We start from the raw sequence: 25,282 nt of genomic DNA, 5'->3' as shown, positions 1-25,282 counted from the left end.
CGCTCAGCCCCCCAGGAACATTTCAGCGACTTCACGGTCGGCCAGAAGATCGGCCCCGCTGCCTTCGTGGCGGTTCTTGCCGGCGGCCAGGACATAGCCCCGGTCGGCAAAGGCAAGCGCCTGCTTGGCATGCTGCTCAACCAGGAGAATGGCGACACCGGTGTCGCGCACATCCCGGCTGATCTGGAAGATCTGTTCCATGTATCTGGGCGAAAGCCCGGCGGTCGGCTCATCAAGAAGAAGAAGCTTCGGGTCGAGCATCAAGGCACGGCCCATGGCCACCATCTGGCGCTGCCCGCCCGACAGGGCACCGGCAAGCGTCTTGCGGCGTTCCTTCAGGTCCGGAAACAGGGTGTAGACCCGGTCGTAGGCGGCGCTGAGGTCGCCTTTCTTCAGAAAACCACCCATTTCCAGGTTCTCGTGGATCGACATCTCGCGGAAGATGTTGTCGACCTGCGGCACGTAGCAGATGCCGCGCTGGACGATGCGGTTGGGCGCCCAGCCGGTGATGTCGTCGCCATCAAACAGCATGCGGCCGCCGCGGATTGTCAGAAGACCGAAGACGGATTTCATGGCGGTGGACTTGCCGGCGCCATTCGGGCCGACGATGACGACAATCTCGTTCTCGTCCACATGCATGGAGACGTCCTGAAGGATGTCCGCATCGCCGTAGCCTCCGGTGATGCGGTCCATGGAAAGAAGAGCTGTCATGCTGCATCTCCCGTGGTCTCGCCCAGATAGGCTTCCAGCACCTGCGGATTGGAACGCACTATCTGGAAATCGCCCTGGATCAGCACCCGACCCTCGGCCATGCACACAACGGGATCGCAGAGTTTCTCGATCATTTCCATATCGTGCTCGATCAGGATGAACGTGTAGCCGCGCTCCTTGTTCAGGATCTCGATCTTGGTTTCGAGCTTGCGCAGAAGCGTGCGGTTGACGCCCGCCGCCGGTTCGTCCAGCAGCACGAGCCTGGCATCGGTCATCATGGTGCGGCCCAGTTCCAGAAGCTTTTTCTGGCCGCCGGACAGATTACCGGCGGGCTCGTGCGCCACGTGAGTCAGCTCCAGAAACGCCAGGGTCTCATAGGCCTTTTTCTCAACCTCGGCTTCCGCCGCCTTCACCCGCCCCCAGGCAAGCCAATTCGAAAACAGGCTTTCACCCGGCTGCGACGGCGGCACCATCATCAGGTTTTCCAGGACCGTCAGCTTGTGAAACTCATGCGGGATCTGAAAGGTCCGCACCAGTCCTTTGTGGAACAGCTCATGGCTGGCCAGGCTGGTGACGTCCTCGCCCAGAAACCGGATCCGGCCGCTCGTCGGCTGCAACGCCCCTGCGATCAGGTTGAAAAGCGTTGTCTTGCCCGCTCCGTTCGGGCCGATCAATCCGGTGATACTGCCTTCCTCGACGCGGAACGAGCAGCCATTCACCGCCCTGAATCCGCTGAAATCCATTACGAGCTGATCAAGCTCCAGCATTCACGCTCCTTGCCGCTCCCCACGGTCAGCCTTTTTCTTATTTCCTCTGCGCGTTCCCGTTTTCCGGGATTAGCGGAGCGGGCGCAAAATGGCCCGAACCGGCGCAGCGTCCAGCCCTTCTAACTTCATTGGCAGCGCAATCAACTCATAATCACCGGGTTCCACTGCAGAAAGAGCAAGATTTTCCAAAATGAGCATGTCGCGGGAACACGCAATCCCGTGACTGGGCAAGATTTCCGAAGTATCCGGGTCGACAGAGGGCACATCTACGCCAATCAGCTTCACCCCTCTGTCCGCCAGCAGGGTCATCGTTTCGGGCGCCAGAGCCCTGAAACCCTGAGGCCAGACGGTCACATCCCGCTCATCGGCCAGCCGCACCAGCACGCGCGGCGGACAGTCCTCCAGGGAAGCTTCCACTTCTTCGGGCAGGCAGAGCGGACCGGGTCCCCGCGCATCAAGAAGGCGCGCCGGGCCTATGAAATCATGCAGGTCGAGCTGGTCGATCGGGCGTCCGTTCGCATCGTAGTGCAGCGGTGCATCGGCATGGGCACCGCAATGGCTCGACATGGAGAACTCGCCAACATTTACCGGACACTCCGCCGAGATCCTCGCCGTCCAGGAGGCACGATAAGGCGCATCGCCCGGGTAGACAGCTATCCCCGGTCGGACCGGAGGCGTGATGTCAAAGAGGTCCGTCACGTCAACCATCCTTCTGAAAGGCATTTGCAGCGTTTCAAACGTTGAGAAACAACCATGGTCTTCAAGTGTTCTACAATTGAATTAACACGTTTGCGAGCGACTGACGCCTGTCACAACCTGGTCGGGAAGCGACCTTTCCCGGCACCGGAAACGCCAGCAAGGGTATGTAAGTTCTCGCAAAAAATAGTTCGTGAACTTGCTGTGACTGTGTTCAATCGACGGCAGTCTACAACCACAAACAGAAAGTATCACCTTGTCCCGTTAAGTTTGTCAGCGGTTTTCTGGATTTTAAATTGAATGATATATTCGTGTTCCATACACTTGTGCAGAGTCACGAAGTCGCGTTGCCGGACACGAACAGACGGCCCCGCCCGTCATAAGTTTTGATGTTGATTGCGTTCATCCTGGAGAACGACCCTGTCACATATGTCCGACCTATCCCTGTCGCAGCGGGCAACCGAAAAAAAGAAGGCGGCCCCGGCTTTTGTACCCGCTGACGGCAAGATTGATCAGGATTTGATCTTTTCCATTTACGACCGTCTCGACACCGGCGTCTGGATTTTCGATTTCGATGAGAAACGTATGCTGTGGGCCAATCGCAAGGCGCTCGAGATTACCGATGCCGATTCGCTGGAAGAATTACGGTCGCGCGACATGGGATCTGACATGTCACACTCCGTGGAACAGCGCCTGCGCCAGTACCAGCAGGACTTCACCAAACATGACGTGAGCTTTTCGGAGATCTGGACCCTCTACCCAAAGGGCAAGGCGGAGGTTCTGCAGGTCGTCATGAGCGGCATCCGGCTGAATGACGGGCGCATGGCGCTTTTGTGCGAAGGCCGGCCGCATCATGAGCAACAGCCGGAGACGCTGCGAAGCGCCGAAGCGCTGATGCACACCACGGTGATGATTTCGCTTTTCTCCGAAGACGGAAACCCGCTTTATCGCAACACGGCCGCCCGGGCCGCCAGCACCGATCTTGAATGCACCTTGTGGGACCATTTCATCGACAAGGCGCTGGCCAGGAAGGTGATGGGTGTCCTGAGTGAAAAGGCCACCACCAAGTTCGTGGCTGAAGTGCTCACATGCGACGGCTTGCGCTGGCATGAAATCACCATCCGCCGCTGCCACGACGCCGTGACAGGAAAGCCGGCCTTCCTGTTGAGCGAGATCGACGTCACCGAGCTTCATCAGACCAAGGAACGGGCGCAATACCTTGCCAGTCACGACGCGCTGACGGGCCTGTCGAACAGGACCTACCTGAAAGAGCGTCTGCTGCAGGTCAGACAGACGGCGCAGGAAAACGATCTGATCGCAACGCTGTACCTTGTGGATCTGGACGACTTCAAGATGGTCAACGATACGCTTGGCCATGCTGCAGGCGACCATCTCCTGCAACTTGTCGCCTCCAGACTGAAGGAATTGGCGGGCAACAACGACATCGTGGCACGCCTTGGCGGTGACGAGTTTCTGATCTGCCACCTGTCTTCGCCCGAAAGCCCGCGGCCGGACTGGTTCGGACAGGCCCTTCTGCAGGCCTTTGCAACGCCGCAGATGATCGAAGGCAAGCCCCGCCATGTCGGGCTGAGCATCGGCTACGTCCATTATCCGATGGACGGCAGCGATATCGATGAGCTCATGCGTCATGCGGACCTTGCGCTTTACCAGGCAAAGTCGGAACGCAAGAACAAATGCGTCCGCTACAAGGAATTCATGCGCAAGATTCGGGACAAGCACCTGTCCCTGAAGAAGGATCTCGAACGCGCGATCCGCGCAAATGAGTTCCTGCTTTATTATCAGCCGATTGCCTGCACCCGCAGCCAGCGGATCGTCGGTGCCGAAGCCCTGCTGCGCTGGCAGCACCCCGAAAGGGGACTGGTCAGTCCTGACGACTTCGTACCGGTTGCCGAGGAAACGGGACTCATCAACGAAATCGGAACCTGGGTCAGCCGTAACGTTGCCGACATGCAGTCCCGGCTCAAGTTGCTGGATGTGTCCGTTCCGCTGTCGATGAATGTGTCACCGAAGCAGTTATCTGATCCGAAGTTCCTGTCCCGCATGGAGAACCTGCCAAAGGAAACGGCCTGCAACGCGAACGAGATCTCGCTGGAAATCACCGAAAGTGTGCTGCTCGGTGACATTCCGCACGCCTATGAGACCCTGATGAAGCTCAAGGCGGCAGGCTACCGGATCGTCATCGATGATTTCGGCACCGGCTATTCGAACCTGGCCTATCTGCACAACTATCCGATCGACGGCATCAAGATCGACCGGATGTTCATGAACGACATCGCCACGGGCGGCGCCATCGTCAGGCTGATCCTGTCGCTGGCCACCGCACTTGATGCCACAGTCGTTGCCGAAGGCGTGGAAACCGTCGAACAACGGAGCTGGCTGTCGGAAAACGGCTGCAACCGTTTCCAGGGCTTCCTCTATTCCAAACCGGTACCCGAAGAACAGTTCGTCGACATGCTTCAGGCCCAGATCCGCGCCGCGGCTATGTAACCTTCGCGCGGGTCTTGAACTCCGGCCGGTTCCAGCTTTCCGTCTCCAGAATGTCCTTCAGAATTCCGACCGCATCGACAATGTCCTGATGCGACAGGTAAAGCGGTGTGAAGCCGAAGCGCATGACGTCCGGCGCTCGGAAGTCGCCGATTACACCTCGGCTGATCAGCGCCTGCATGACGGCGTAGCCTTCCGCAAAACGGAACGACACCTGACTGCCGCGGGCCTCCGGGTCACGTGGGCTGGCGAGCGTCAACTGCGGACATTTGTCCTCGACTTCGGCGATGAATAATTCGCTGAGCGACACGGACTTGCGGCGGATCTCCACCATGTCGACGTCTTCGAACACGTCGAGGGCCGAATGAAGACTTGAAAGCGCGAGTATGGCCGGGGTGCCGACCGTCATCCGGTTAATGCCGGCAACGGGACGGTAGTCGAGATCGAACGCGAACGGTGCTTCATGCCCCATCCAGCCGGTCATCGGCGACGTCACCTTGTCCTGATGTTCGGGAGCAACATAGAGGAACGCCGGCGCTCCCGGGCCACCGTTCAGGTATTTGTATCCGCAACCGACGGCGAAATCCGCACCGGCACCGCTGAGGTCAACCGGGACCGCACCGGCCGAGTGGGCAAGATCCCAGATGGCAAGAGCGCCGGCATCATGAGCCGTGCGGGTAAGGTCCTTCATGTCGTGAAGCCGGCCGGTGCGATAGTCCACCTGGGTGAGCATCACCGCCGCAACGTCCTTGCCGATGGCATCCTTGACCGCTTCCGGATCGACGACCTTCAGCTCGTATCCCTTGTCGAGCAACCTGGTCAGCCCGGAAGCAACATAAAGATCGGTCGGGAAATTGCCGTTGTCGGACAGGATCACCTTCCGGTCCGGCCGCAGCGACAGGGCCGCGAACAGCACCTTGAACACATTGATCGAGGTGCTGTCACAGGCAACGACCGTTCCGGCCGGAGCGCCAATCAGCTTGCCGATCCGGTCCCCCGTGCGGGTGGGCAGATCGATCCAGCTATGGGTGTTCCAGGCCCTGATCAGGCTGTTGCCCCACTCTTCACTGATCACCTTCGCGATACGGGCAGGCACGTGCTTCGGCAGCACACCGAGCGAATTGCCATCCAGATAGATTACCCCGTCCGGGATCTGAAACGCTTGCTTTTTGGAAGCCAGACCATCTGCGATGTCGGCCGGGTGCTGCGAGGTCATGAGTAGCTCTTTTGTCGGATAGTTGCATTTGAAAGGAAGCCGCAAGCTATCAAAGCGGGATTTCGCAAACAACTGTTTCAGCGAACCGTTTGATCCGGTTGAAAGCGGCAGCCGAAAACGTCTGTTTCGGCGACATGTCGCAAATAACACAAAAATGCCCGTTTGAATGAAGGCCAACCGGGCGTTATCTGTTAGCGTGACCTCAAAGCACCGGTAGAGCCGGCGCATCTTCATAACTGCGGTTCAAGAGATGTTCATCAGCGTCTTCGACATTTTCAAAATCGGCATCGGGCCGTCCAGTTCTCACACGGTCGGGCCGATGGTTGCCGTTCACCGCTACCTTGACCGGTTGCGGGGCCTGTCCGGTGCGGAAAGCCGCGCGATACGCCTGACCGTGACCTTGCACGGATCACTGGCCTTTACGGGCAAGGGTCACGCGACGGACAAGGCCGTGTGTCTTGGACTGCTGGGGGCCCGGCCCGATTCCATCGACCCGGACAAGGTCGAGCCGATGCTGGAAGAGCTGGAGCAGACCAAAAGGCTGAAGATAGACGGGCTGCCCGAGCTGCATTTCGAACCGTCGCGGGACGTCATTTTCGACTATGGCCCGCCGCTGGACCTTCACGCCAACGGCATGACCTTTCACCTGCTGGATGCGGCCGGCTCTGTCATCGACACCTTCGTCTATTATTCCATCGGCGGCGGGTTTGTGGTCAGCGAATCCGAGTTGCGCAAGACCAGCAACGAACCGGTCAACGAACTTGCCAAGCAGGACGTGCCGTTTCCCTTTGCCAGCGCGAAGCAGATGCTGGAGATGGGGCGGGAAGCGGAGCTCTCCATTGCCGAGATGAAGCTGCGCAACGAATGCAGTGACAAACCCCAGGCTGAAGTGGAAGAGGGTATCGACCGGCTGTGGTCGGCCATGGATTCCTGCATCAACCGGGGTATCTCGCAGACCGGCATCCTGCCAGGTGGCCTGAAGGTGAAACGCCGAGCCGCCGACATCTACCAAAAGCTCATCCGCGAAGGCCGCACCAACCCACCTTTCGAGCATAACGTCGTCGACTGGCTCGGCGTTTACGCCATGGCCGTGAACGAGGAAAACGCGGCCGGGGGCCGTGTCGTGACGGCACCGACCAACGGCGCGGCCGGGGTTATCCCCGCCGTGACCCGCTATTATCTCGACCACTGCCCCGGAGCCGACCAGGCCGGCATCCGCACCTTCCTGCTGACGGCGGCCGCCGTTGGCGGCATCATCAAGGCAAATGCCTCGATCTCGGGAGCTGAAGTCGGCTGCCAGGGGGAAGTCGGTTCGGCCTCCGCCATGGCCGCCGCCGGTCTTTGCGCGGCGCTTGGCGGCACGAACGAGCAGATCGAGAATGCGGCGGAAATCGCCCTGGAACACCACCTCGGCATGACCTGCGATCCGATCGCAGGCCTCGTGCAGGTTCCCTGCATCGAGCGCAATGCCCTCGGCGCGGTCAAGGCTGTCACGGCCGCCTCCCTCGCGCTTCGTGGCGATGGCTCTCATTTCGTGCCGCTGGATGGCTGCATCGAGACAATGCGCCAGACCGGCATGGACATGATGGAGCAATACAAGGAAACGTCCAAAGGCGGACTGGCCGTCAACATAGTCGAATGCTGATCCGCAGGTTTCGGCAAAGCGTAAACCCGGGGACTGCCTGAGGCATGCCCGGCGCCACTTGCCGTCCGCCGGACCTCTCCTTCAAAGGGCCGACATGACAGTTTACATCACACCGTTTTTCGCGGGCCTTCTGACACTCTTCTATATTGCGCTGAGCATCCGGGTGATCGGTGTGCGCAAGAGCGAACGCATCGGTCTGGGTGATGGTGGCCATGGCGGACTGCAAAGGCGCATGCGTGCCCATGGCAACTTTGCCGAATATACTCCGCTCGCCCTGCTCCTGATGTTGATGCTGGAGCTGACGGGCACCACACCGTGGCTGCTCTGGGCCCTCGGTCTCGCCTTGCTCATCGGCCGGGCCCTGCACGCCTACAGTGTCAGCCAGGAGCCGGAGCCGCTTAAGTTCCGGATCGCGGGAATGGGATTGACGTTCACCGTTCTCACCGCTGCGGCGCTGATACTGGTGCTGCAATCGGCAGGCTGGATCTTGAACGTCTGATCAGATCTGCTGCAGCCGTGTCTTGTGCGCATGGGCAATGTGAAGCCGGGCAGCGGCTTCCGCGGCCGCACAGTCCCCCCGGGAAATCGCATCGACAATGGCGGCATGTTCTTCGACCGCCGTCTCGCGCCGTTCGGGCGTGTCCAGCGTGGTGCCCGCCATCAGGATGAGCGACAGACGCAGGTGGTCGATCTGGTCGACCAGATATCGGTTGTGCGACGCCAGGCACAGACGACGGTGAAACTCGCGGTTGGAGCGCACCAGACTGTCCTTGTCGGCAATGCGCTTGCGGTCCGCGGTGACGAGATCCTGCAGGATCTCCACCTCCGGCTTGGACGCATGTTTGGCGGCAAGCCCGGCTGCGGTTCCTTCCAGAATTTCCCGCATGAAATAGACTTCGTTGATCTGGCCATGATCCAGTGTCGGCACGACCATGCCGCGGTTGGGTTCATGTACGGCAAGGCCCTGCGCCTCCAGCCGTTTCAACCCTTCACGGATCGGCGTTCTGGACACGCCGAACTCTTCCGCCAGGTCCGCCTCGCGCAAGCGGTCACCGGGTTTCAAGACCCGCTCCTCGATGAGGCCGATCAGCCGCTGGTAGATTTCAGATCCGTTCATGATGTCTGGTTAGCGGCAAGCACGGGCGGGTGCAAGCAAATGCAGGTGCCGTACGCGCGCCTCATGCTCGATCCTTGGTCACTGTTCATTTGCCGGGCTGATAGAGTTTGCCGCCGACGACAGGCCGGCGGACGCCGGTCGTTCCCGGAAAGGTGGTCGGCAAAGAGGCCTTCAGACGGGCGCCCAGAAACGCCATTGCCTGGGCTTCCAGGGCGTCTCCGTCGATGCGGTATTCGTCCGCTGAAACGACCTGTCCGCCAAGTCGTTCCGACAGGGCCTTCATCAGAACCGGATTGTGTCGACCGCCACCGCAGACCAGCCAGAGCTTCGGAGCCTGCGGCAATAGCTGTTCCGATGCGGCAATCGCTTCTGCGGTGAAAGCAAGCAGCGTTGCTGCACCGTCCTCAAGGCTGAGGCCTTCTGCGAACGCACCGGAGAAGCTGTAGCGGTCGAGAGACTTCGGGCCAGGCTCGGTCAGAAACGGATGGGTCAATGCCGTGCGCAGGCGGTCTTCATCGACCGTTCCCCTGGCCGAAATCTCGCCGCCTGCATCGTAGTCACCCGCGCCATGCTTGTGGATCCAGTCATCCAGAAACGCGTTGCCCGGGCCAATGTCGAAGGCGAGCAGCTTGTCGCCCTCGATATAGGTGAGGTTGGAAACACCGCCGATATTCAGGAAACAAAGCGGCTCCAGGTTTTCTCCGACCAATGTCTTGGCGAGGGCCTGATGATAGACCGGCACCAGCGGTGCCCCCTGCCCTCCGGCGGCCATATCGGCCAGACGCACGTCTCCGATCACCGGCACGTTGAGATCGGTTGCCAGCGACTGCGGATCGCCCAGTTGCACCGTTTCACCCTTTGCCGGGTCATGCCACACGGTCTGACCATGAAACACCACAGCGTCGGGCGACAGGCCATGCTGAGCCAGAAAAGCCAGGATCGCCTCGGCATGATCGCGGGTAACGGCTGCGGTTATCTCCGGCCAGGTCTCCCGCCCGGTTCCCTTGCGCGCAGCCGCGTCCAGCACCCGGCGCCTTGTATCGGGCCGGTAGCTGACGGTCTCCGCCGGGCCGAAGCGGGCGACCGTCCGGCCGTCGGTCTCGATCCAGGCCAGATCGATGCCGTCGGCGGACGTGCCGGAGATGGTTCCCAGAATGGAGTAGGCGCCGCTCACATGCTGTCCTGAACTGCCTTCAGACCGGCTTCAGCAATGTCGAACATCTCGTTCACCTGGGCTTCGGTAATGATCAGCGGCGGACAGAACGCCATGGCATCCAGCATGTTGCGCGAAATCAGACCCTTTTCGTGGAACATTGCATTGGTCTTTGCACCCAGCGCTCCGGGCGTTGCCGCCAGCGCTTCATGCGTGAGTTCCGCCGCACCGATCAGACCGATCCCGCGGGTTTCGATCACCAGCGGGTTTTCCGCAAGACCGGCAAGACGCTTCTGGAAGGTCGGCGCAATGGCTTTGACGTGGCCGACCAGATCGCGCTCTTCGATGATCTTCAGGTTCTCCAGCGCAACGGCAGCGGCAACCGGGTGCCCGCTGGCGGTGTAGCCGTGGCCGAGCACGCCGATCTTGTGGCTTTCGTCCGCAATCGGCTGATACACCTTGTCGTTGATCAGCAGCGCGGAAATCGGCTGGTAGGAAGACGACAGGGCTTTGGAGAGCGTCATCATGTCCGGCTGAAGGTTGTAGGTTTGCGTGCCGAACATGTTGCCGGTCCGGCCGAACCCGCAGATGACCTCATCGGCGACGAACAGAATGTCATATTTCTTCAGGACCGGCTGAACCGCTTCCCAATATCCGTCCGGCGGTACGACAACGCCGCCAGCACCCATGACCGGTTCGGCGAAGAAGGCCGCGATCGTTTCCGGGCCTTCCGCCAGAATCAGGTCTTCGAGGTCCTGCGCACAGCGCTTTGCGAATTCCGCCTCGCTCTCACCATTCTTTTTCATGGTGCGGTAGTGCGGAGAGGTGGTGTGCAGGATCTGCGGCAGCGGCAGATCGAACGAGCGGTGGTTGTTGGGCAGACCCGTGAGACTGGCGGAAGCGATCGTCACACCATGGTAGCCGCGCATACGCGAGATGATCTTCTTGCGTTCCGGCTGACCAAGGGCGTTCGACCGGTACCAGATCAGCTTGATTGCCGTGTCGTTGGCTTCGGATCCGGAATTGGTGAAATAGACTTTCGACATCGGCACGGGCGCCATCTCGACCAGCTTTTCCGCCAGTTCGATGGAGGGTCCGTGGGTCTTGTAGGTGAAGGTGTGGTAGTAGGGCAGCTTCTCCATCTGCCGGACAGCGGCCTCCACCAGGCGCTTTTCGCCAAAGCCGACGGCAACGCTCCACAGACCGGCCATGCCTTCGATGTAGCGCTTGCCGTTGATATCCTCGACATAAATGCCATCGCCCTTGTCGATCACCAGTGCGCCCGTTTCTTCCTGACGACGGGCGTCGGCGTAGGAATGGAGCTGAAATGCGATATCGCGGGCTTCAAGGGAATTCGGCAACTGTGCCATGGAGGGTCTCGTCTCAAATGCGGTTGGAAAGATCGGGCCGCAGGCGACTCGAAAGCTCCTGCGCAGTGCGGCTCACGGTAGGCCATAGCCTGACAAAATTGAAGAGATTGCTTTGAGGAATTTCCCTGCGGATGGAACGCAAAACGGTGGGCGCCTGTCTCAATCGTCAAGGCATCCGATCAGCCGCAGAACGCTTCTTTATGTGTACGGCTCGTCACATGTCTGCGGGACGTGGCCGAGCTATTGACCGTCGGTCCGCTGAAACGGACGCATCACCGGCCGAAGCTCGCCACAAGCAGGTGGCCGGTGCGCACGTCGGGCGGGAGCAGAAAGCTTCCGCCCGTACGCCTTTTCCAGGTGATTGATTGCGCAAAGCACATTCAGTTCGTCGCGGAAATCCCGCTCCGCTCCCGCACCGCTTCGTCCGCCGTCCAGAGCGCTACCTCCAGTTCCTGCACACGGCCCCTGATGGCAACCGCCTCCAGACGCGGCGGCCTTGCCAGCGCCTCCCGGAGAATGTTGCCCGTTGCACTCCGAGCTGCCGACGTCAGGGCCGAGGAAAGAACCATCGAAGCGCCGCGTGCCTTGCCGACCTCCATCAGCCTGCTGGCGACGTTGACGCAATCGCCGGTGGCGGCGATCTGCTGCTGGTTTTCATGGCCGAGGCGCGACAGCACCACCGGACCGTAATGGCCGCCAAGACGCACCTCGCGAATATCTGCATTGAGGCCGGATGCCATTATCCAGTCGTGCACCGCGCCAACAAGATCGAAGGCACAGCGGCAGGCGTCCTCCGCGTCCCGGGGGGCGGCGTCCGGAATGCCGAAGCCGATCATGGCGCCGTCGCCCATGAAATCCAGAACCAGCCCCCTGTTGCGAGCCGCCTCGTTGACCACCAGCGTGTGAAAGGCCTTCAAGACATCGCGGGTGCGCGCCGGGCCCAGTTTTTCCGAAAGCGTGGTGTATCCGGCCAGATCGATGAACAGGATCGCGACGGGCTGCTCTCGCGGGACCTGCAGAAAATCGGGATCATCGGCGATGCGCCGGGCAAGATCGGGGGCCTGAAACCGGCTAAGGGCCTCACGGGCGGCCACCAGCCGGCGCACCCGAAACCAGTCGAAGCCCTCGCGCAGCACAGCCAGGGCGATGACCGGTGGCACGCTTGCTGCAATCGGCAACGCCGCGTTCAGCCAGATGTCCTGGTTGAACGCGATGACCGCGGCCGTCAGCCAGCCCAGAAGAAGAAGCAGATAGACAATGGTTGCGCTGGCCAAGGGCAGAAAAACGACGACGGCCATACCAAGCAGCGTGATGGAGACGGCGGCAATTGCATCGCAGAGGCGGACCCGGCTGTCGCGCAGCAGCACCGAACCGTCCAGCAGGTTGGCAACCCCCGTCGACAGCACCTCCACTCCGGGCAGGATCGGGTCGAACGGTGTGGAAAACCGGTCGCCTACTGCCGACGCCGTCACGCCGAGCAGCACCAGATGCCCTTCAAGGGCGGCCTTGGCGGCAACGGAGTCGTCAAGAAGCGATTGTGCGCTGATGGTTCTGATCGCACCGCCCTTGCCGTAATAGTTTAGCGGCTGCTGCCAGTGCAGATCCAGCGGCTGCACCCGTCCGGCGATCCGGATACCATCGGCCGTAACCGACGGAGGCGCCCCCAGGAACTTGCCGACAGCCAGCATGCCAAATGACGGGGCAAGGCCCTGTCCAGTCTTGAAAATGAGAGGAATATGGCGCGGTGTGCCACCGGCATCGGTCGCGACGTTGACAAGCCCCACGCTGGCAACTTCAGAAAAAGCCTCATAGGGGCGCAGTTCGGCTTCTGGGGCGGGCACCAGAACCTCGGCGGCTTGTTCAAGCGGAAACTGACCCCCGGCCGCAATGACCGTGGGCAGCGAGGCGAGTGCTTTTGCCAGACCGGCGTCGGCAGCCTCATCCGCTTTGCCAATCAGCAGGATGTCGACGGCCAGGGCCTTCGCACCGGCGTCCCGTATCCCTTCAACAAGCGCTGTCAGAAAATTTCTGCCGACTGGATATTGCCCCACAGCCGTGACGGTCTTGTCGTCAATGGCCACGATGACCACGTCCCGCGGCGCTTCACGCGGACCCTTTATCAGAATGCGAAGATCCAGAAGCACCGTTTCCAGACGGTCGAGTACGCTTGCCCGTCCGGCGATATGGCTCTGCGCCAGCCCGCCCGCCCAGATGGCACCTGCCAGCATCACCAGGGCCACGAGACAGGCGTAGAGCTTCAGTTTCATTGACCGAAACGGGACAACAGCCCAGCAGCCCTTTCCGCCGACCAGGTGACTGGTGCAAAAGGTAGCCCCGGGGCAACGTCCGCACCTTCGCCAGCGGCGAGCAGCACCGTATCGGAGCCGTCAGGTCGGGACACGGACACGTGGCCGCGCACAACGAAGACAGAGGTCCGTTCCGGTCCGACGTCGACCGCATAGATCGTGCCACGCACGGCGGCGATGGCGTGGGGTGTGCGCACCTGGAATGGCCCACTGCCGGGTTCGACCTCGATCAGCATCGCATCGGCTTCAAGATCGACCTCGTCCGGGCGGGCGGCACCGGCGGCGGTGTCGATATTGAAGGCAGAGGCGGCTTCGGCTTCGATCACGAGGCCGTTCTCGCACTGAAAGACGATCCTTGGCGGATCCTGGACTTGCGTCCGCTCGCAGCCGGTCACATCTTGCGCCATGGCCGAGGCCGATGCTGCGAACATCAACCCGACCAGGGTTACGGCCAGTTTCAGTCGTCTTTTTGACATTGCATTTCCGATAGGCTTGTCAGGTTCGGGTAGGGTTTCATTGTCAAATATCACCTTGGTATGACATGGCAACCGTTGTAACCAACGTTCTGTTGTTGCGCTTATCACGCGAGAAAGAGAGACCATGGCCGCCGACGAGAGTTTGAACAAAGAAAAGCTCCTTGGACAGAGCTTTATTTTTGAAGCCCTGGACGCGCAGAGCCGAAAGGATCTGGCCGCTTTCGCCCATGTCAAGCGCTACACCGCCGGGGACGCCATCTTCGAAATGGGAACGCCTGGGCAGAGCATGATGGCGATTGCGGAAGGCTCGGTGCGCATCACCATGCCGACACCCAGTGCCCGCGATGTCACTTTGTCGGAACTGCATCCGGGAGATATCTTTGGTGAAATCGCCCTGCTTGATGGCGGCGAACGGTCCGCGAATGTCAGGGCCCTGACCAACTGCAAGCTGGTGGTGCTTGAACGACGATCGCTTCTTGAAGTTCTCAACCGCGATCCGGCCCTTTCCATCCGCCTGATCGAATTGCTTTGCAAACGGGTGCGCCGGTCGGACGAGAGGATGATGGAAATCGGTTTTCTCGGCCTGCCCGAACGCCTTGCCCGCCTGTTGCTTCGCATCACCGTGACGGCGCCTGGCAGCGAGGCGAAGCCGCTGACCAAACTGTCGCTTTCCCAATCGGAGATTGCCGAAATGATCGGCAATACGCGCGAGACCGTGAACCGGTGCCTGCGCAAGTTCCAGAAAGCGAACCTGATCGACCTGAAGGACGGCTGGCTGATCATCCTCGATCGGGATGGTCTGGAGGATGTCGCCGACTTCGTCTGAGCCTTTCCAGCACGCTGCCACACCTGCAGACACAGTCCCCGCCCAGTCGTCAGACAGGTCCTGCGAGGGCTGTGTCTCTTGTCACAGGTTCCAGCCCACGATCTCTCCTACGTAGGGGGTACCGGCGAACACCGCTTCGCCATCACCAGGCAAAGGAAGCCCCCAATGTTCAGGAAAACCCTCTTTACCGTCGTTGCTGCTGCAGCTCTGGCAACCACAACCTTCGCTCCGGCAGCCTTTGCCGGAGGCCATGGCAAAAATCATGGCCGCGACTATCAGCATCCGTGGGCTTTCGGCGCGCGTGATGCGGCCGTGACGCGTCACATCGACTGGTGCCTGGGCCACTACAATTCCTATCGCGCGTCCGACAACACGTTCCAGTCGGGTCAGGGTGCCCGTCTGCAATGTTCCTCGCCTTTCATCAGCCGCTGACGCACGGCGGGACAGGACGCATTTCCGGGTGAGGCAGGCACAGCACGAAACGTGTCTTTCAGCCTTGCCTCGCCGGAATGCTCCCCTTCCCGCCCGTATCCAATGCCGTGCTGCCGGAGACCAGTTCGCACAGGCGCTCGCCGGCAAAAGCTTGTTCTTCCAACCAAATCTGTCCTGAAGCAGGGTCAAAACGAATGAATGTTGCCGAGATGGACGGCCCTTAGATTCTTTTTACGGAAACAGCAAATACGCCTTGTTTTGAACACGGTTTCAAATTAGGTATAGGCAATCGATATTGTTTGTCGAACTTTGTGACTGCGCGGTTTACCGCGTTCTGAACGATCTTCCCATCAACGTCGACCTAACCGCGCCGCCCCGCACAAAGTGAGGCGCGCAAACTACCATGACCGATTGTAAGGAAATCGTTATGCCTGTAGGTACCGTAAAATTCTTCAACACCACCAAAGGCTTCGGCTTCATTCAGCCGGAAGATGGCGCGTCTGACGTATTCGTGCACATCTCCGCTGTTGAGCGCGCTGGCATGCGCAGCCTGGTCGAAGGCCAGAAGGTAAGCTTCGAAGTTGTCCAGGACCGCCGCTCCGGCAAGTCCGCTGCTGACAACCTTCAGGAAGTCTAATTCCGCATCCAACTCTGTCCGGTGACCACGGATGTACTGGCACCGGATGGCAGGATGAATAGAAAAGGCCGGGGTAACTCCCGGCCTTTTTGCATTTTAAGCAAATCGCGTTTAACCGGAAAAATCCTGCATCGCTTCTTGCATTGAAATCTCAGATTTCAGTCAAAGAAAAGCGATCTTGAAGAAACGCGACACGCTCTAGACCACCATTGACCGGTTGGAGATTCGCAGATGACTTCGTCCAAGGAAAAAGAAAACCCGCTTCGCACGCGGCGGGAAACCGCGGAAAGCAAAGCGGAAACGACCCGGCGCATTGCACGCGAAATCAACGAGGCTGAAGCATCGGCACGCGATGCCAAGACGGCCCGGCTGAAAGCTGCAAGACTGGCAAACCAGGCCCAGGAAGGCACGGCAACCGCTGTGGCCAAGGGCAAAGCGGCCAAGGCAAAGCCGCGCAAACGCGCTGCCCCCAAGGCCTGATGACAGGCGGGGCGTTCCTTCTTCTGTCACCAGACACCCCAGCCGGCACCGCCGGCAAGGTGAGCGACCGGGTGCTATGGATGGGCTGCCCCAATCGATGTTCGCCTTTCCGGCCTAGCCCAGATCCCATGGCACACTGTCAGGCCGTCGCGAGTTCCATGATCAGCGCAGGCTCGTTGCAGCCGGGCAAGAGTTCGAATTCGCCCCGCTTCACAACTGCAAATCCCAGAGATTGATAAAAAGCGATTGCGCCCTTGCTGGCGCATAGCACGGTGACCTGAAGACGCTCGGTGCTTAAACCTGCGCACAGGACGTGCCGGATCAATCTGCGTCCGATCCCCGATCTCTGGACTGCCTGGCTGATGTAACACCCCCAGACATAGGCAACAGAACCGCGAGCCGCGTAAACGCAGCTTCCAACGATCTGCCTCCCCCGAAACACGAGAACCACCCGCTCATCAGTTGCTGGCAGAATGCCGCCAAGACCATCGTCCTCAAGGGTCGCGATCAACGCGGAGGTTATATCTCCGCCCAACTGTTCGTCGTAGGTTTCCCGCCAGCAAGTCGCAAGAAAGGACCGCAGGCGCCATCTGGGCAAGCCGACTGACTGGCCGTTCTTGCAATCAAACTCAACCAGTTCCAGCACGTCAGGTTCCTGCTCCATCGGACAAATGACAGGCGAGGAATACCTCTTCTCGCGCTCAGGCAGAACCGGTATCTCACCCTGGAGCGCGATGCGATTCCGATAAAACGCGATTTGCCCTAGCGGCGGCTTGAACCGAATGTTTTTTCAAGAAGGGCCGAGTTGGAACCGGGCGCGGCTGCACTGACCGCTTCGAGCTGGTCCTGCGTGGTCATGCGCTCATACGCTTCCCCATCGGACTGAATGCGATATTGCGGCAGGCCATCGCGGGCGGGCAACCTGCCTGTCACGCGGTACGTCAGACCTGACGTGCTCTTGCCGCCGAATACATTTTTCAGACGCACGGCCTGCCCTATCCGGAAACTGTGGTCCGGAGAGCCGCCTGAAGCGTTGTCTGTGCTGGTGTTAGTGACCGTCTTTCTGGTCATGATAATCAGGTATCCTTTGTTTTGAAGAATTCGTCGGCGGAGATCCGCCATGTGAAGCAACGGTATCGTCAGATACGTTTGACCGGCTGCTCAACCGGAGAGCGGGCCAATGCTTCTGCAAACTGATTTGATCCGATGAAGCCTCATGCGCGACGGCAAGCAGCAGATATCAGCGCCATAAAATGTGCGATGACCGTTTCTTTCGGCCACAAATGTTTTGGAACGTCGCAGCCCAAAGCAAGCACACAAACGTTGCAAATTGCACTTATGAACTTTGTATTTTCATGAAAAAATAAGCGAATGGGTGAATTTTTATTTTTTTATGCGCTTACTCATCTTTGCAATAGAATACACAAATTACAATCATAATCAAACAGCAAAATATTTTTCCGATTTTTATTTCAATGAATTCTTTTTGAAGAAGCCGGATTGGCAGGCCGCCGGTCGTCGACTTCGCCTTGTAAGGCCGTATCAGGGCCTGCCGGAGTTGGACTACCCCTTCCATGACCGGGACACCCTGGTCACCGCCTGCGGACGGATCTGCATGCATCGAAAGAAGATCAACGTCTCGACCGTGCTGGCCGGTCAGAAGCTCGGGATCATGGAAGTGGAAGATGGAATTTGGCTCATCAGCTTCATGAGCTATGATCTGGGATACATCGACCTGGAGCAGAGAACACTACAGACAATCGACAACCCGTTCGGCACGAGGTTGTAACCCATGTCTCTGGTACAAACTGTTACCTTTGTCTCCGGGTCGGACAAATCTAGCCAAGGGCCGATTGGGAGCTTACACAGCCAATGTGCTGGGTGGTTTGATCGTCTCCAGCCTGGCACAGGCCGCTCTTAGCCGAGCCGGTATCCCTGAGACAAAGAGAAAACAGTACTTTTTGTATCTTGATGAGTTTCAGTCTTTCACCAGCACGGCGATTGCTGACATGCTTTCAGAGCTGCGCAAATACCGGCTTGGTCTCACCTTAGCCACCCAATACAGCTCCCGTTTGGAGGAACCCATAAGAGAAGCAATCTTCGGCAACGTGGGCACGTTGCTGTCATTCCGCTTAGGAGCTTCCGATGCAACTGTTGTTTCTAGACAGTTTGGTGCCAACGTACCCACGCCAGCGGATCTGACCAAACTGCCTAACTTTGAGATGTTCTTGAAGTTGATGGTAGGAAGTAAGCAATCAAAAGTGTTTTCCGCTCAGAGTAGAAATTTGAGTTAATGCCTCACTTATCTCCACGGATCGCTTTGGAATTTATTCTTGACCCAACTAAGGCCTCGACGATTTTTGTTTCTATAATCGAAACTTTATCTTCTCTTACAATGTGCACGTTGTTCTCTCGACCGAGACGAATTAAGGCTTTTCTTGTTAGTCGAAAGTCAGAAAGAATTTTAATACCTTCTTCTCTCGTCTCAGCAGAGACGAGTTTCTTTGTAATCTCCGAGAAGTCAATACTATTACGTGACTTGTCCTTTTCGGTTAAGTAGGCTCGAGAGAGCTTAGCTTGACCGGATAAACTATCGGTTACCGCCTTAATCTTCTCCGCATCACCGCATTCGATTACATCGGCTATTGCACGAAGAAGCTTAACTATTTCAGGTGATGCCATTCTTATATTCCGATCATCTTGGCAAATTCAGTTGCCACCTCTTCCAAGCCGTCAACCACACTCTGGTGGCTATCGTTCTTGTGTGAGGTTAGGACAACCGGCACGCCATACTCTGGTGCATCAGCGAACAAGGTGTCATTTCTTTTAATATATGAATTGAAAATAGGAAGCCCAGAGTCCCGTTTAACACGAGCAATGTAGTTGCGTTGCGCCGAAATCGGCTGGCTGTCGTATTCCTGTATCATTGTGAACACCACCCCTACCACGGCGGGCTCGATTGGCTCCACACTGTCAATAGGATCAACCGAAACAAAGTCGTTGTAATCCTTCACCAAGCCATGAATACTTCGCATCAAGTAATCGATGCCAAGAGTTGACAACCCATCCGGACGAGTAGGTACGAGAATAAAATCACTGGCAATAATCGCCGTTTTCGTTACGATATTGAAGTTTGGCGGACAGTCTATCAGCACAACATCGTACACATCACCGTCCGAAAACTTCCTCAACCCTTCGGCCAATCGCCGATGAACATTAATGAAGTTTTTCTTTGCTTGTGATAAATTTGCGCCTCCGAGTTTAGTTGCAAGCTCAAGGTCCACATTTATAAGTCCAAGATGGCTATAAATGATGTCGAGCGTACGCTCTGGTCCTAAGCGTTGACTAATTCGAGCAGGGGACGCGACAAGCTCCTCCAGCGAAATTGGGCTCCCACTATCATGTGCGTCAAACCAACCCTTGATCGTGCCACTGTTCTCGAAATTCTCGCGCCATACGTCCGGCGTTATGAACGAAAAAGTCAGACTAGCTTGTGCGTCAAGGTCGATAAGTAGAACACGTTTTCCCCTCCACGCTAGTTCCGCCCCCAAATTTGCCGTAAGTGACGTTTTCCCTACACCACCTTTGTAGTTGATGATTGATACAACGTGCATTTGCGTGCCCCCGAACAACGAAAATTCATGGTCTGATCATTCTTGCACCATACCGCCCTTTGAATACAACCTTGGGATGGCAAGCACTTAGTTGACCTGCTGGAAAAGTGTGTGTGTGTGTGTGTGTGTGGGGGGGGGGGGGGGGGGTGATCTCTTTTCCGTTTGGGAATAGGCTTGAGACCGACGGCTCGTTCGTTTAAATCTCTGTGCATAACTAAGCCATTTCCGCGACTAAGAATGACAGGTTTTGGAGCTAAGTCATTGGAAAATATGGCGCACCGGGGAGGATTCGAACCCCCGACCCCCAGATTCGTAGTCTGGTGCTCTATCCAGCTGAGCTACCGGTGCGTACTTGCGAAGATCTTGTCATCTCGGGCGAACCTGCCGATGACCGGTCTTGGCGCTGCGGGGCGTGTTGTGTGCCCCGGACAGGGCGCTTACCTACTGCGGTCCGGAGGGGATTGCAAGAACCTTTTTGAACTTTTTTTCAAGGAACTGTCACACAGTTCCGAAAGCCGCAAAATTCCGCAAGTCTTAGCGGTGAATAAGTTCGCCCCCCCACTTACGGCTTGCGGTCGGGAACCTCGAAACAGAAACATGTGCCGGTCCGATTGTCTTCCAGTCGCACCGAACCGCCATGGGCCTTGAGCAGTTCGGCGACAATCGCCAGCCCCAGACCGACACCGCCGTTCTTCGAGCCGCTGTGAAAGGCCCTGAACAGCGCCTTGCGGATATTATCCGGAATGCCTGGCCCGGTGTCCGAAACCCGGACACGGACACAGGCGCCCTCACGCTCGGCCTCGATGGTGATCCGGCGCACCAGGGACTCGTCCTTTTCCGCTTCCAGCGCCTGGAAGGCATTGCGGACGAGGTTGAGCAGGACGCGGAAAATCTGTTCCGGATCGGCGTCGATCTCGATATCCGCCGGCACCTTGTTGTCGAAGCGCACGGTCGCGTGGTCCACGAGCCCCAGAACATCCGCGACATCGTCAGCGACGCGCCGCAGCGCCAGCAACCGGCGTTGCGGCGCCCGCTCCTGGGCCTTGCCGTAGGACATCACCGCCTGGGTATAGCCCACTGCCCGGTCGAGCGTTGCCAGGATCTTGGGCGCGAGGCGTTTGACGGTCGGGTCCGGAACATGCTCCAGACGCTCCAGAAACAGCTGCGCGGAGGCCAGCAGGTTGCGCAGGTCGTGGTTGATCTTGGAAACGGCCAGGCCAAGGTCAGCGAGCCTCTGCTTCTGGTGGAGTGCCCTTGAAAGGGCCTCCTCCATGCCTGCCAGACGGATTTCCGCGTCGCCCAGTTCGTCCCGGCGGCCGGAGATCGGCATGATGCGTGACGCATCCTCCGGGCTTTCGGCAAAGCGTTCCATGGAGCTCGTCAGGCGCCGCAGAGGCCGGATGAACAATGCACGCAGGGTAATATAGACAAGACTGGCGGTGATGATCGAAATCACCAGCGACAAGCCAAGGATACGGCCGGAAAACGCAAGCATGTCCTGCTGCAGCAGGCGCACCGGCAGGACGACGTCCACATGCTCGGTGTGCCCCATCTGACCGACGCCGATGATCCGCATCGCGCCGTCGCCACGATAGGTGAGGATCTCGAAACTGTGCCGGATCGCCGACCATGGGGTGACCTCGGCCATGTCGAAGACGAAATCCATGTCTGACGGCACGTTGCTCATGGCAATGAGGCTACGGCGCGCGCCCTCGTCGAGCGAAATTGCAAGGGCACCGGTCGCGCGCAGCAACTCTTCCTGAAGCCGCGGCGCGATGGTGTTGGTTTCCGCCAGCACGGAAGCTGCCACACCGGCGGTGGTCAGCCGGTCCATGAGCCAGGTGTTTCTATAATTGGCAATCGAGGGCACATAGATGAGGACTTCCGCCAGCATGACGAAAAGTACAGTCATCAACAGAAGCTTGCCCGACAGGCCGCCGAACCGATAGTGCCCGAAGCCCTCGCCGCGTGACACGGGCGTGGCGTCGAGTTCCTGCGGGACAGCCGACCCTTGCGGCGCGCCCTCATGTTTCATGTCACGTCTTTCCAAATTCCAAGGCCCCGGCCCCGCAGAAGCGATGGCACCACGGCTCCTCTCAAGCCGGCCGTGCCGACGGTTACCCGAACAGGCGCAGAAAACCGATCGCTGAGCGCAGCCAAGCATTTTTGGGCGCTTCCGCATAGTAAGAAATTGCCGCACGGCGCACCAGTTCCCCCAATGTCGGATAGGGGGCGATGAATCCGGTGAGATCCTTCATGGTCATCTTCTTCGACAGGGCGAGCGACAGAAGATTGAGAACCTCCCCTGCCTGAGCGCCGACGATGTCCGCGCCAAGCAGCCTGCCGCGCGGCCCCGCGATCAGCTTCAGGCGCCCCTTGGTGAGGCCTTCGGCCTGAGCCCGGTCATTGCCGTCGTAGTCTGCCGTCAGAACCTTGACCCTGTTGCCGTAGCGCGCGCGGGCCTCGGCTTCGGAGAGGCCGACATGACCGAGTTCGGGTGAGGTGTAGGTCACCCAGGGAACGATGTCGTTGTTCATGGAGACCGGCAGGCGGAACAAGATGGAGCGAATCGCAAGACCGGCCTGATAGCCCGCCACATGGGTGAACTGCAGCCCGCCGGCAACATCGCCGATGGCATAGACACGCCGGTTGCTCGTTCGCAATCCCTTGCCAACCGCGATGCCCTTGCGGTCATGGTCGATGCCGGCTTCGTCGAGCCCGAGCCCTTCGACGTTGGGCGCACGGCCCGTCGCGACCAGAAGATGGGACGCGTCGACCGTGACCGGCTTTCCGTCCGCGTCCTTTGCGCGGATCACAAGCCCGGTGCCGGATCGGCTCACCTTCTCGACGGCCGTTTGCTCCAGAATGCTGATGCCCTCGGTACGCAAGGTGTCCAGCACGATGGCGCCCAGATCCGGATCGTCCTTGCCGAGCGCCTTCTGGGCTTCGAAGACGGTCACCCTGGACCCGAGGCGCCGGTGGGCCTGCGCCATTTCAAGGCCGATCGGCCCGCCGCCGATGATCGCCAGATGGTCCGGACGTTCGCGCAACTGAAACAACGTCTCGTTGGTCAGATAAGGAACGTCTGCCAGACCGGGGATGGGCGGAATGAAGGCCGAGGAGCCGGTTGCGATAACGAAACGCCGCGCTTTGATCCGGAATGCCCCGGCAAGCACCTCGTCGGGCCCGGTGAACCTTGCGGCCTCACGCAGAACGGTGACGCCAAGACCCTCGAATCGTTCCTGGGAATCATGCGGTGCGATGGCGGCGATGACCTTGCGGACGTGATCGTTCGCGCTGGCGAAATCGATCTCCCGCTGCCCGCCATGCACACCGAAGCGCTCTTCAACTTGCTGCGCATGCGCGGCTTTTGCGGTGGCCAGCAGTGCCTTGGACGGCACACAACCGTAGTTAAGGCAGTCGCCGCCCATCAGCCCCTTTTCGATCAGCACCACGTCGACGCCGAAGGCTGCGGCCGCCGCGGCGACGGACAGGCCCGCCGATCCGGCGCCAATAACGCAAATATCCGGGGTCAGTAAATCAGCCATGGCAGGCTCCAGGGTTCGCAGGCGAATGGCGGCAGGTTTAACGGTTACGGAATTTTTTCAAGATCACCGGAATGAGGCTGGCCACCCCCAGCGCGAAGAACGCTGCAAGCAGTTGCGGCGTGACCAGCGCGGCCACATCGATCTGGCAGGTGCCGGAGGCCGCGCAGCCAGGGTTCGCAGCCTCCTGCGCGGCAATGACACTGTCGAGGCCGGAGCCGATAAAGGTGAAGGCAAAGGTGCCCGGAATGATGCCGATGAAGGTGGCGAGCGTGTAAGACGAGAAGGGCATTGCGAAAATGGCGGGCGCGATGTTGACCAGCCAGAATGGAAACACCGGCGTCAGCCGCAGGAACAGAAGATAATGAAACGCATCCTTCCGGAAACCTTCGGCCAGGCGCGCCAGAAAAGGACCGGCGCGATGGGTGAGCACTTCACCGAGAGAAGACCGCGCAACGAGAAAGACGGCACATGCGCCAATGGTTGCGCCCAATACCGTTGCAAATCCGCCAAGTATCCAGCCGAAAAGAAAGCCGCCCGCGATTGTCAGCAACGATGCGCCTGGAAACGACAGGGCGACGGCCAGCGTGTAGACAGACATATAGACCAGTACGGCAAGCGCCAGGTTCTGGTCGACATAGCCGGCAAGTTCCTGCCGCTCCATGATGAGGTTGGACAAGGTGAGCTGCTTGTGCAGACCAAGGGCAAAGCCGATCACCATCAGCGCCGCGAGTACCGTCAACGGAAGCCACGTCTTGAGCCTTGCGGCCCCTGTACGCGCCTGCGTCTTCCCGCCGGTCGGCCCGGTATCCTTAGGCGGCGTCATCCTGTTGGCCTCTTCACCCAGCATCCACTTTTCCATCAGCTTGTTTTTGTCGCAGGGGCGTCCCGCTTTTTTGACCTGATAGGCAGATGTACCTTAAACTGCGTAAAAAGAACTGCGCTTCACTGATAAGTGACGCTCGCCCCTTTGCGCTTCACCTGTGTGTGATCGAAAGGAAAACGCAGAATCTTGGACCTGCAAAGTTGACTTGAGGCGGCATGGCCCGTATAAGCGCGCTCGACCGGGACATGCATTCGGACCCAAGGCTGTATAAGCCGCGCTCTTCATGGCGCTTCGAGTGCTTCCACCAAAGAATTTATAAAATGAACAAGGGCCGCGCTCTTAGTTGCGCGGGGAAGAACAATGAAGCGTACGTATCAACCGAGCCGTCTTGTCCGCAAGCGTCGCCACGGCTTCCGCGCACGTATGGCCACCAAGAATGGCCGTCAGGTGCTTGCTCGCCGCCGTGCAAAGGGTCGCAAGAGCCTCAGCGCCTAATCGGCGACCAGCCCGCAGTGCGCCGGGTTGGCGGCCACTGCCAACACCAATCCGCCGCTATGGACACTTTGAAAAAGCGCTCCGAATTCCTGGCGGTCGCCAAAGGCGGCCGGCTGGGCCGGCGCGCTTTTGTCGTTCAGGGCTTGAAACGCGACAGCGACGACGCGTCGCGGGTAGGCTATACGGTTACCAAGAAAACCGGCAATTCGGTCGTGCGCAGCCGCATAAAGCGGCGGCTTAGAGCCGCCGTGGCCGAACTCGTGCCTGAAGATATCCCGCAAAGAGCGGATTTCGTGCTCGTCGCCCGCGACAGTGCACTCACTCTTCCCTTTGAAAAAATCGTTGCAGACCTTAAGTCTGGCCTCAGCCAGGTGCTGGATCCGCAAACGCCGCGCGGACGGGGAAAGCCGCGCCGGCAGGGCTCGCAAGCCCAATCGACACAGCGCAGGAAACAGGGGTAAATCC

General features: G+C 59.1%; 26 protein-coding genes, 1 tRNA gene and 1 pseudogene. 11 read left to right on the top strand and 17 right to left on the bottom strand.

Annotated features, from left to right (window positions below; genetic code table 11):
* Positions 1-3: 3 nt before the first annotated feature.
* The 3 genes from SIAM614_RS10505 to kynB all read right to left on the bottom strand — a co-directional run bounded on the left by SIAM614_RS10505 (position 4) and on the right by kynB (position 2,186).
* Positions 4-711: an ABC transporter ATP-binding protein gene (locus tag SIAM614_RS10505; RefSeq protein WP_006934304.1), complete on the bottom strand. Its 708-nt coding sequence runs from the start codon at positions 709-711 to the stop codon at positions 4-6.
* Positions 708-1,478, bottom strand: coding sequence for an ABC transporter ATP-binding protein (locus SIAM614_RS10500; protein ID WP_040439813.1), 771 nt, complete (start codon positions 1,476-1,478; stop codon positions 708-710). Before SIAM614_RS10500 ends, SIAM614_RS10505 begins: the two co-directional genes overlap by 4 nt.
* A 69-nt stretch (positions 1,479-1,547) precedes the next feature.
* Positions 1,548-2,186, bottom strand: coding sequence for an arylformamidase (gene kynB, locus SIAM614_RS10495; protein ID WP_006934302.1), 639 nt, complete (start codon positions 2,184-2,186; stop codon positions 1,548-1,550).
* Positions 2,187-2,603: 417 nt separating this feature from the next.
* On the opposite strand from kynB, the gene SIAM614_RS10490 reads away from it, so the two are divergent.
* Complete coding sequence (locus tag SIAM614_RS10490) at positions 2,604-4,682, top strand: putative bifunctional diguanylate cyclase/phosphodiesterase (RefSeq protein ID WP_006934300.1); 2,079 nt, start codon at positions 2,604-2,606, stop codon at positions 4,680-4,682.
* On the opposite strand, the gene kynU is transcribed toward SIAM614_RS10490, so the two are convergent.
* On the bottom strand, positions 4,675-5,895 hold the full coding sequence (gene kynU / locus SIAM614_RS10485) for a kynureninase (RefSeq protein WP_006934298.1): 1,221 nt from the start codon (positions 5,893-5,895) through the stop codon (positions 4,675-4,677). The two genes, SIAM614_RS10490 and kynU, sit on opposite strands and share 8 nt — an antisense overlap.
* A gap of 250 nt (positions 5,896-6,145) precedes the next feature.
* Between kynU and SIAM614_RS10480 the strand changes: the two genes are divergently transcribed.
* Positions 6,146-7,540, top strand: coding sequence for an L-serine ammonia-lyase (locus tag SIAM614_RS10480; RefSeq protein ID WP_006934295.1), 1,395 nt, complete (start codon positions 6,146-6,148; stop codon positions 7,538-7,540).
* 94 nt (positions 7,541-7,634) lie between these two features.
* A complete protein-coding gene (locus tag SIAM614_RS10475; RefSeq protein ID WP_006934293.1) occupies positions 7,635-8,039 on the top strand; it encodes an MAPEG family protein in 405 nt (134 codons plus the stop codon).
* Here SIAM614_RS10475 and SIAM614_RS10470 read toward each other — a convergent pair whose 3' ends face one another.
* From SIAM614_RS10470 to SIAM614_RS10450, 5 genes are all read right to left on the bottom strand, one after another.
* A complete protein-coding gene (locus tag SIAM614_RS10470) occupies positions 8,040-8,657 on the bottom strand; it encodes a GntR family transcriptional regulator (protein WP_006934291.1) in 618 nt (205 codons plus the stop codon). It lies immediately after the preceding gene.
* 85 nt (positions 8,658-8,742) lie between these two features.
* Complete coding sequence (locus SIAM614_RS10465) at positions 8,743-9,831, bottom strand: anhydro-N-acetylmuramic acid kinase (protein ID WP_006934290.1); 1,089 nt, start codon at positions 9,829-9,831, stop codon at positions 8,743-8,745.
* Entirely contained in the window at positions 9,828-11,180 is a 1,353-nt protein-coding gene (locus SIAM614_RS10460; protein ID WP_006934289.1) for an aspartate aminotransferase family protein, read from the bottom strand. Before SIAM614_RS10460 ends, SIAM614_RS10465 begins: the two co-directional genes overlap by 4 nt.
* A gap of 380 nt (positions 11,181-11,560) precedes the next feature.
* Positions 11,561-13,447 (bottom strand): CHASE2 domain-containing protein, encoded by a 1,887-nt coding sequence (locus SIAM614_RS10455; RefSeq protein WP_006934287.1) that lies wholly within the window; start codon positions 13,445-13,447, stop codon positions 11,561-11,563.
* The gene (locus tag SIAM614_RS10450; protein WP_006934286.1) at positions 13,444-13,962 is read right to left on the bottom strand and encodes a FecR domain-containing protein; all 519 of its coding nucleotides are present in this window, start codon (positions 13,960-13,962) and stop codon (positions 13,444-13,446) included. Before SIAM614_RS10450 ends, SIAM614_RS10455 begins: the two co-directional genes overlap by 4 nt.
* 124 nt (positions 13,963-14,086) lie before the next feature.
* Here SIAM614_RS10450 and SIAM614_RS10445 point away from each other — a divergent pair, with 124 nt between their 5' ends.
* From SIAM614_RS10445 to SIAM614_RS10430, 4 genes are all read left to right on the top strand, one after another.
* Positions 14,087-14,788: a Crp/Fnr family transcriptional regulator gene (locus tag SIAM614_RS10445; RefSeq protein WP_006934285.1), complete on the top strand. Its 702-nt coding sequence runs from the start codon at positions 14,087-14,089 to the stop codon at positions 14,786-14,788.
* Between the two features lie 165 nt (positions 14,789-14,953).
* Positions 14,954-15,220 carry a BA14K family protein gene (locus SIAM614_RS33435; RefSeq protein ID WP_006934284.1) on the top strand — a complete coding sequence of 89 codons (267 nt, stop codon included), beginning with the start codon at positions 14,954-14,956 and terminating at the stop codon, positions 15,218-15,220.
* 427 nt (positions 15,221-15,647) lie between these two features.
* On the top strand, positions 15,648-15,857 hold the full coding sequence (locus SIAM614_RS10435) for a cold-shock protein (protein WP_006934282.1): 210 nt from the start codon (positions 15,648-15,650) through the stop codon (positions 15,855-15,857).
* 231 nt (positions 15,858-16,088) lie between these two features.
* A complete protein-coding gene (locus SIAM614_RS10430) occupies positions 16,089-16,337 on the top strand; it encodes a hypothetical protein (RefSeq protein ID WP_006934281.1) in 249 nt (82 codons plus the stop codon).
* Between the two features lie 139 nt (positions 16,338-16,476).
* Here SIAM614_RS10430 and SIAM614_RS10425 read toward each other — a convergent pair whose 3' ends face one another.
* Both SIAM614_RS10425 and SIAM614_RS10420 read right to left on the bottom strand, forming a co-directional pair.
* Positions 16,477-16,983, bottom strand: coding sequence for a GNAT family N-acetyltransferase (locus tag SIAM614_RS10425; protein ID WP_157139780.1), 507 nt, complete (start codon positions 16,981-16,983; stop codon positions 16,477-16,479).
* Positions 16,984-17,099: 116 nt separating this feature from the next.
* Entirely contained in the window at positions 17,100-17,408 is a 309-nt protein-coding gene (locus SIAM614_RS10420; RefSeq protein ID WP_050789366.1) for a hypothetical protein, read from the bottom strand.
* A 463-nt stretch (positions 17,409-17,871) separates the two neighbouring features.
* Here SIAM614_RS10420 and SIAM614_RS33525 point away from each other — a divergent pair.
* Both SIAM614_RS33525 and SIAM614_RS10410 read left to right on the top strand, forming a co-directional pair.
* A pseudogene (locus SIAM614_RS33525) lies at positions 17,872-18,126 on the top strand (IS481 family transposase); the annotation flags it as partial.
* Positions 18,127-18,190: 64 nt separating this feature from the next.
* Positions 18,191-18,631, top strand: coding sequence for a TraM recognition domain-containing protein (locus tag SIAM614_RS10410; protein ID WP_006934277.1), 441 nt, complete (start codon positions 18,191-18,193; stop codon positions 18,629-18,631).
* 4 nt (positions 18,632-18,635) lie between these two features.
* On the opposite strand, the gene SIAM614_RS10405 is transcribed toward SIAM614_RS10410, so the two are convergent.
* From SIAM614_RS10405 to SIAM614_RS10380, 6 genes are all read right to left on the bottom strand, one after another.
* Entirely contained in the window at positions 18,636-19,019 is a 384-nt protein-coding gene (locus tag SIAM614_RS10405) for a hypothetical protein (protein ID WP_006934276.1), read from the bottom strand.
* Positions 19,020-19,021: 2 nt separating this feature from the next.
* On the bottom strand, positions 19,022-19,951 hold the full coding sequence (locus SIAM614_RS10400) for a ParA family protein (RefSeq protein WP_006934275.1): 930 nt from the start codon (positions 19,949-19,951) through the stop codon (positions 19,022-19,024).
* A 271-nt stretch (positions 19,952-20,222) separates the two neighbouring features.
* Positions 20,223-20,299: transfer RNA gene (locus SIAM614_RS10395), tRNA-Arg, on the bottom strand.
* Positions 20,300-20,513: 214 nt separating this feature from the next.
* A complete protein-coding gene (locus tag SIAM614_RS10390; RefSeq protein ID WP_006934274.1) occupies positions 20,514-21,986 on the bottom strand; it encodes a sensor histidine kinase in 1,473 nt (490 codons plus the stop codon).
* An 82-nt stretch (positions 21,987-22,068) separates the two neighbouring features.
* Positions 22,069-23,499 (bottom strand): dihydrolipoyl dehydrogenase family protein, encoded by a 1,431-nt coding sequence (locus tag SIAM614_RS10385; RefSeq protein WP_006934273.1) that lies wholly within the window; start codon positions 23,497-23,499, stop codon positions 22,069-22,071.
* A gap of 37 nt (positions 23,500-23,536) precedes the next feature.
* Positions 23,537-24,346 (bottom strand): TVP38/TMEM64 family protein, encoded by an 810-nt coding sequence (locus SIAM614_RS10380; RefSeq protein ID WP_198137297.1) that lies wholly within the window; start codon positions 24,344-24,346, stop codon positions 23,537-23,539.
* Positions 24,347-24,682: 336 nt separating this feature from the next.
* Here SIAM614_RS10380 and rpmH point away from each other — a divergent pair, with 336 nt between their 5' ends.
* Together rpmH and rnpA are read left to right on the top strand one after the other, a co-directional pair.
* Positions 24,683-24,817, top strand: a complete 135-nt coding sequence (rpmH, locus tag SIAM614_RS31170; RefSeq protein ID WP_006934271.1) for a 50S ribosomal protein L34 — start codon at positions 24,683-24,685, stop codon at positions 24,815-24,817.
* Between the two features lie 59 nt (positions 24,818-24,876).
* Positions 24,877-25,278, top strand: a complete 402-nt coding sequence (gene rnpA, locus SIAM614_RS10375) for a ribonuclease P protein component (RefSeq protein WP_006934270.1) — start codon at positions 24,877-24,879, stop codon at positions 25,276-25,278.
* Positions 25,279-25,282 lie beyond the last annotated feature (4 nt).

It is taken from the genome of Roseibium aggregatum IAM 12614, from assembly GCF_000168975.1.
GTDB classification, from domain to species: Bacteria; Pseudomonadota; Alphaproteobacteria; order Rhizobiales; family Stappiaceae; genus Roseibium; species Roseibium aggregatum.
Note: the sequence above shows the minus strand (reverse complement) of the source record. Positions and strands in the feature narration are given on the sequence as shown.

Coding starts and splice junctions, on each gene's coding strand:
- SIAM614_RS10505 (WP_006934304.1), bottom strand. CDS start 711: ATGACAGCTCTTCTTTCCATGGACCGCATCACCGGAGGCTACGGCGAT.
- SIAM614_RS10500 (WP_040439813.1), bottom strand. CDS start 1,478: ATGCTGGAGCTTGATCAGCTCGTAATGGATTTCAGCGGATTCAGGGCG.
- kynB (WP_006934302.1), bottom strand. CDS start 2,186: ATGGTTGACGTGACGGACCTCTTTGACATCACGCCTCCGGTCCGACCG.
- SIAM614_RS10490 (WP_006934300.1), top strand. CDS start 2,604: ATGTCCGACCTATCCCTGTCGCAGCGGGCAACCGAAAAAAAGAAGGCG.
- kynU (WP_006934298.1), bottom strand. CDS start 5,895: ATGACCTCGCAGCACCCGGCCGACATCGCAGATGGTCTGGCTTCCAAA.
- SIAM614_RS10480 (WP_006934295.1), top strand. CDS start 6,146: ATGTTCATCAGCGTCTTCGACATTTTCAAAATCGGCATCGGGCCGTCC.
- SIAM614_RS10475 (WP_006934293.1), top strand. CDS start 7,635: ATGACAGTTTACATCACACCGTTTTTCGCGGGCCTTCTGACACTCTTC.
- SIAM614_RS10470 (WP_006934291.1), bottom strand. CDS start 8,657: ATGAACGGATCTGAAATCTACCAGCGGCTGATCGGCCTCATCGAGGAG.
- SIAM614_RS10460 (WP_006934289.1), bottom strand. CDS start 11,180: ATGGCACAGTTGCCGAATTCCCTTGAAGCCCGCGATATCGCATTTCAG.
- SIAM614_RS10455 (WP_006934287.1), bottom strand. CDS start 13,447: ATGAAACTGAAGCTCTACGCCTGTCTCGTGGCCCTGGTGATGCTGGCA.
- SIAM614_RS10450 (WP_006934286.1), bottom strand. CDS start 13,962: ATGTCAAAAAGACGACTGAAACTGGCCGTAACCCTGGTCGGGTTGATG.
- SIAM614_RS10445 (WP_006934285.1), top strand. CDS start 14,087: ATGGCCGCCGACGAGAGTTTGAACAAAGAAAAGCTCCTTGGACAGAGC.
- SIAM614_RS33435 (WP_006934284.1), top strand. CDS start 14,954: ATGTTCAGGAAAACCCTCTTTACCGTCGTTGCTGCTGCAGCTCTGGCA.
- SIAM614_RS10435 (WP_006934282.1), top strand. CDS start 15,648: ATGCCTGTAGGTACCGTAAAATTCTTCAACACCACCAAAGGCTTCGGC.
- SIAM614_RS10430 (WP_006934281.1), top strand. CDS start 16,089: ATGACTTCGTCCAAGGAAAAAGAAAACCCGCTTCGCACGCGGCGGGAA.
- SIAM614_RS10420 (WP_050789366.1), bottom strand. CDS start 17,408: ATGACCAGAAAGACGGTCACTAACACCAGCACAGACAACGCTTCAGGC.
- SIAM614_RS10405 (WP_006934276.1), bottom strand. CDS start 19,019: ATGGCATCACCTGAAATAGTTAAGCTTCTTCGTGCAATAGCCGATGTA.
- SIAM614_RS10400 (WP_006934275.1), bottom strand. CDS start 19,951: ATGCACGTTGTATCAATCATCAACTACAAAGGTGGTGTAGGGAAAACG.
- SIAM614_RS10390 (WP_006934274.1), bottom strand. CDS start 21,986: ATGAAACATGAGGGCGCGCCGCAAGGGTCGGCTGTCCCGCAGGAACTC.
- SIAM614_RS10385 (WP_006934273.1), bottom strand. CDS start 23,499: ATGGCTGATTTACTGACCCCGGATATTTGCGTTATTGGCGCCGGATCG.
- SIAM614_RS10380 (WP_198137297.1), bottom strand. CDS start 24,346: ATGCTGGGTGAAGAGGCCAACAGGATGACGCCGCCTAAGGATACCGGG.
- rpmH (WP_006934271.1), top strand. CDS start 24,683: ATGAAGCGTACGTATCAACCGAGCCGTCTTGTCCGCAAGCGTCGCCAC.
- rnpA (WP_006934270.1), top strand. CDS start 24,877: ATGGACACTTTGAAAAAGCGCTCCGAATTCCTGGCGGTCGCCAAAGGC.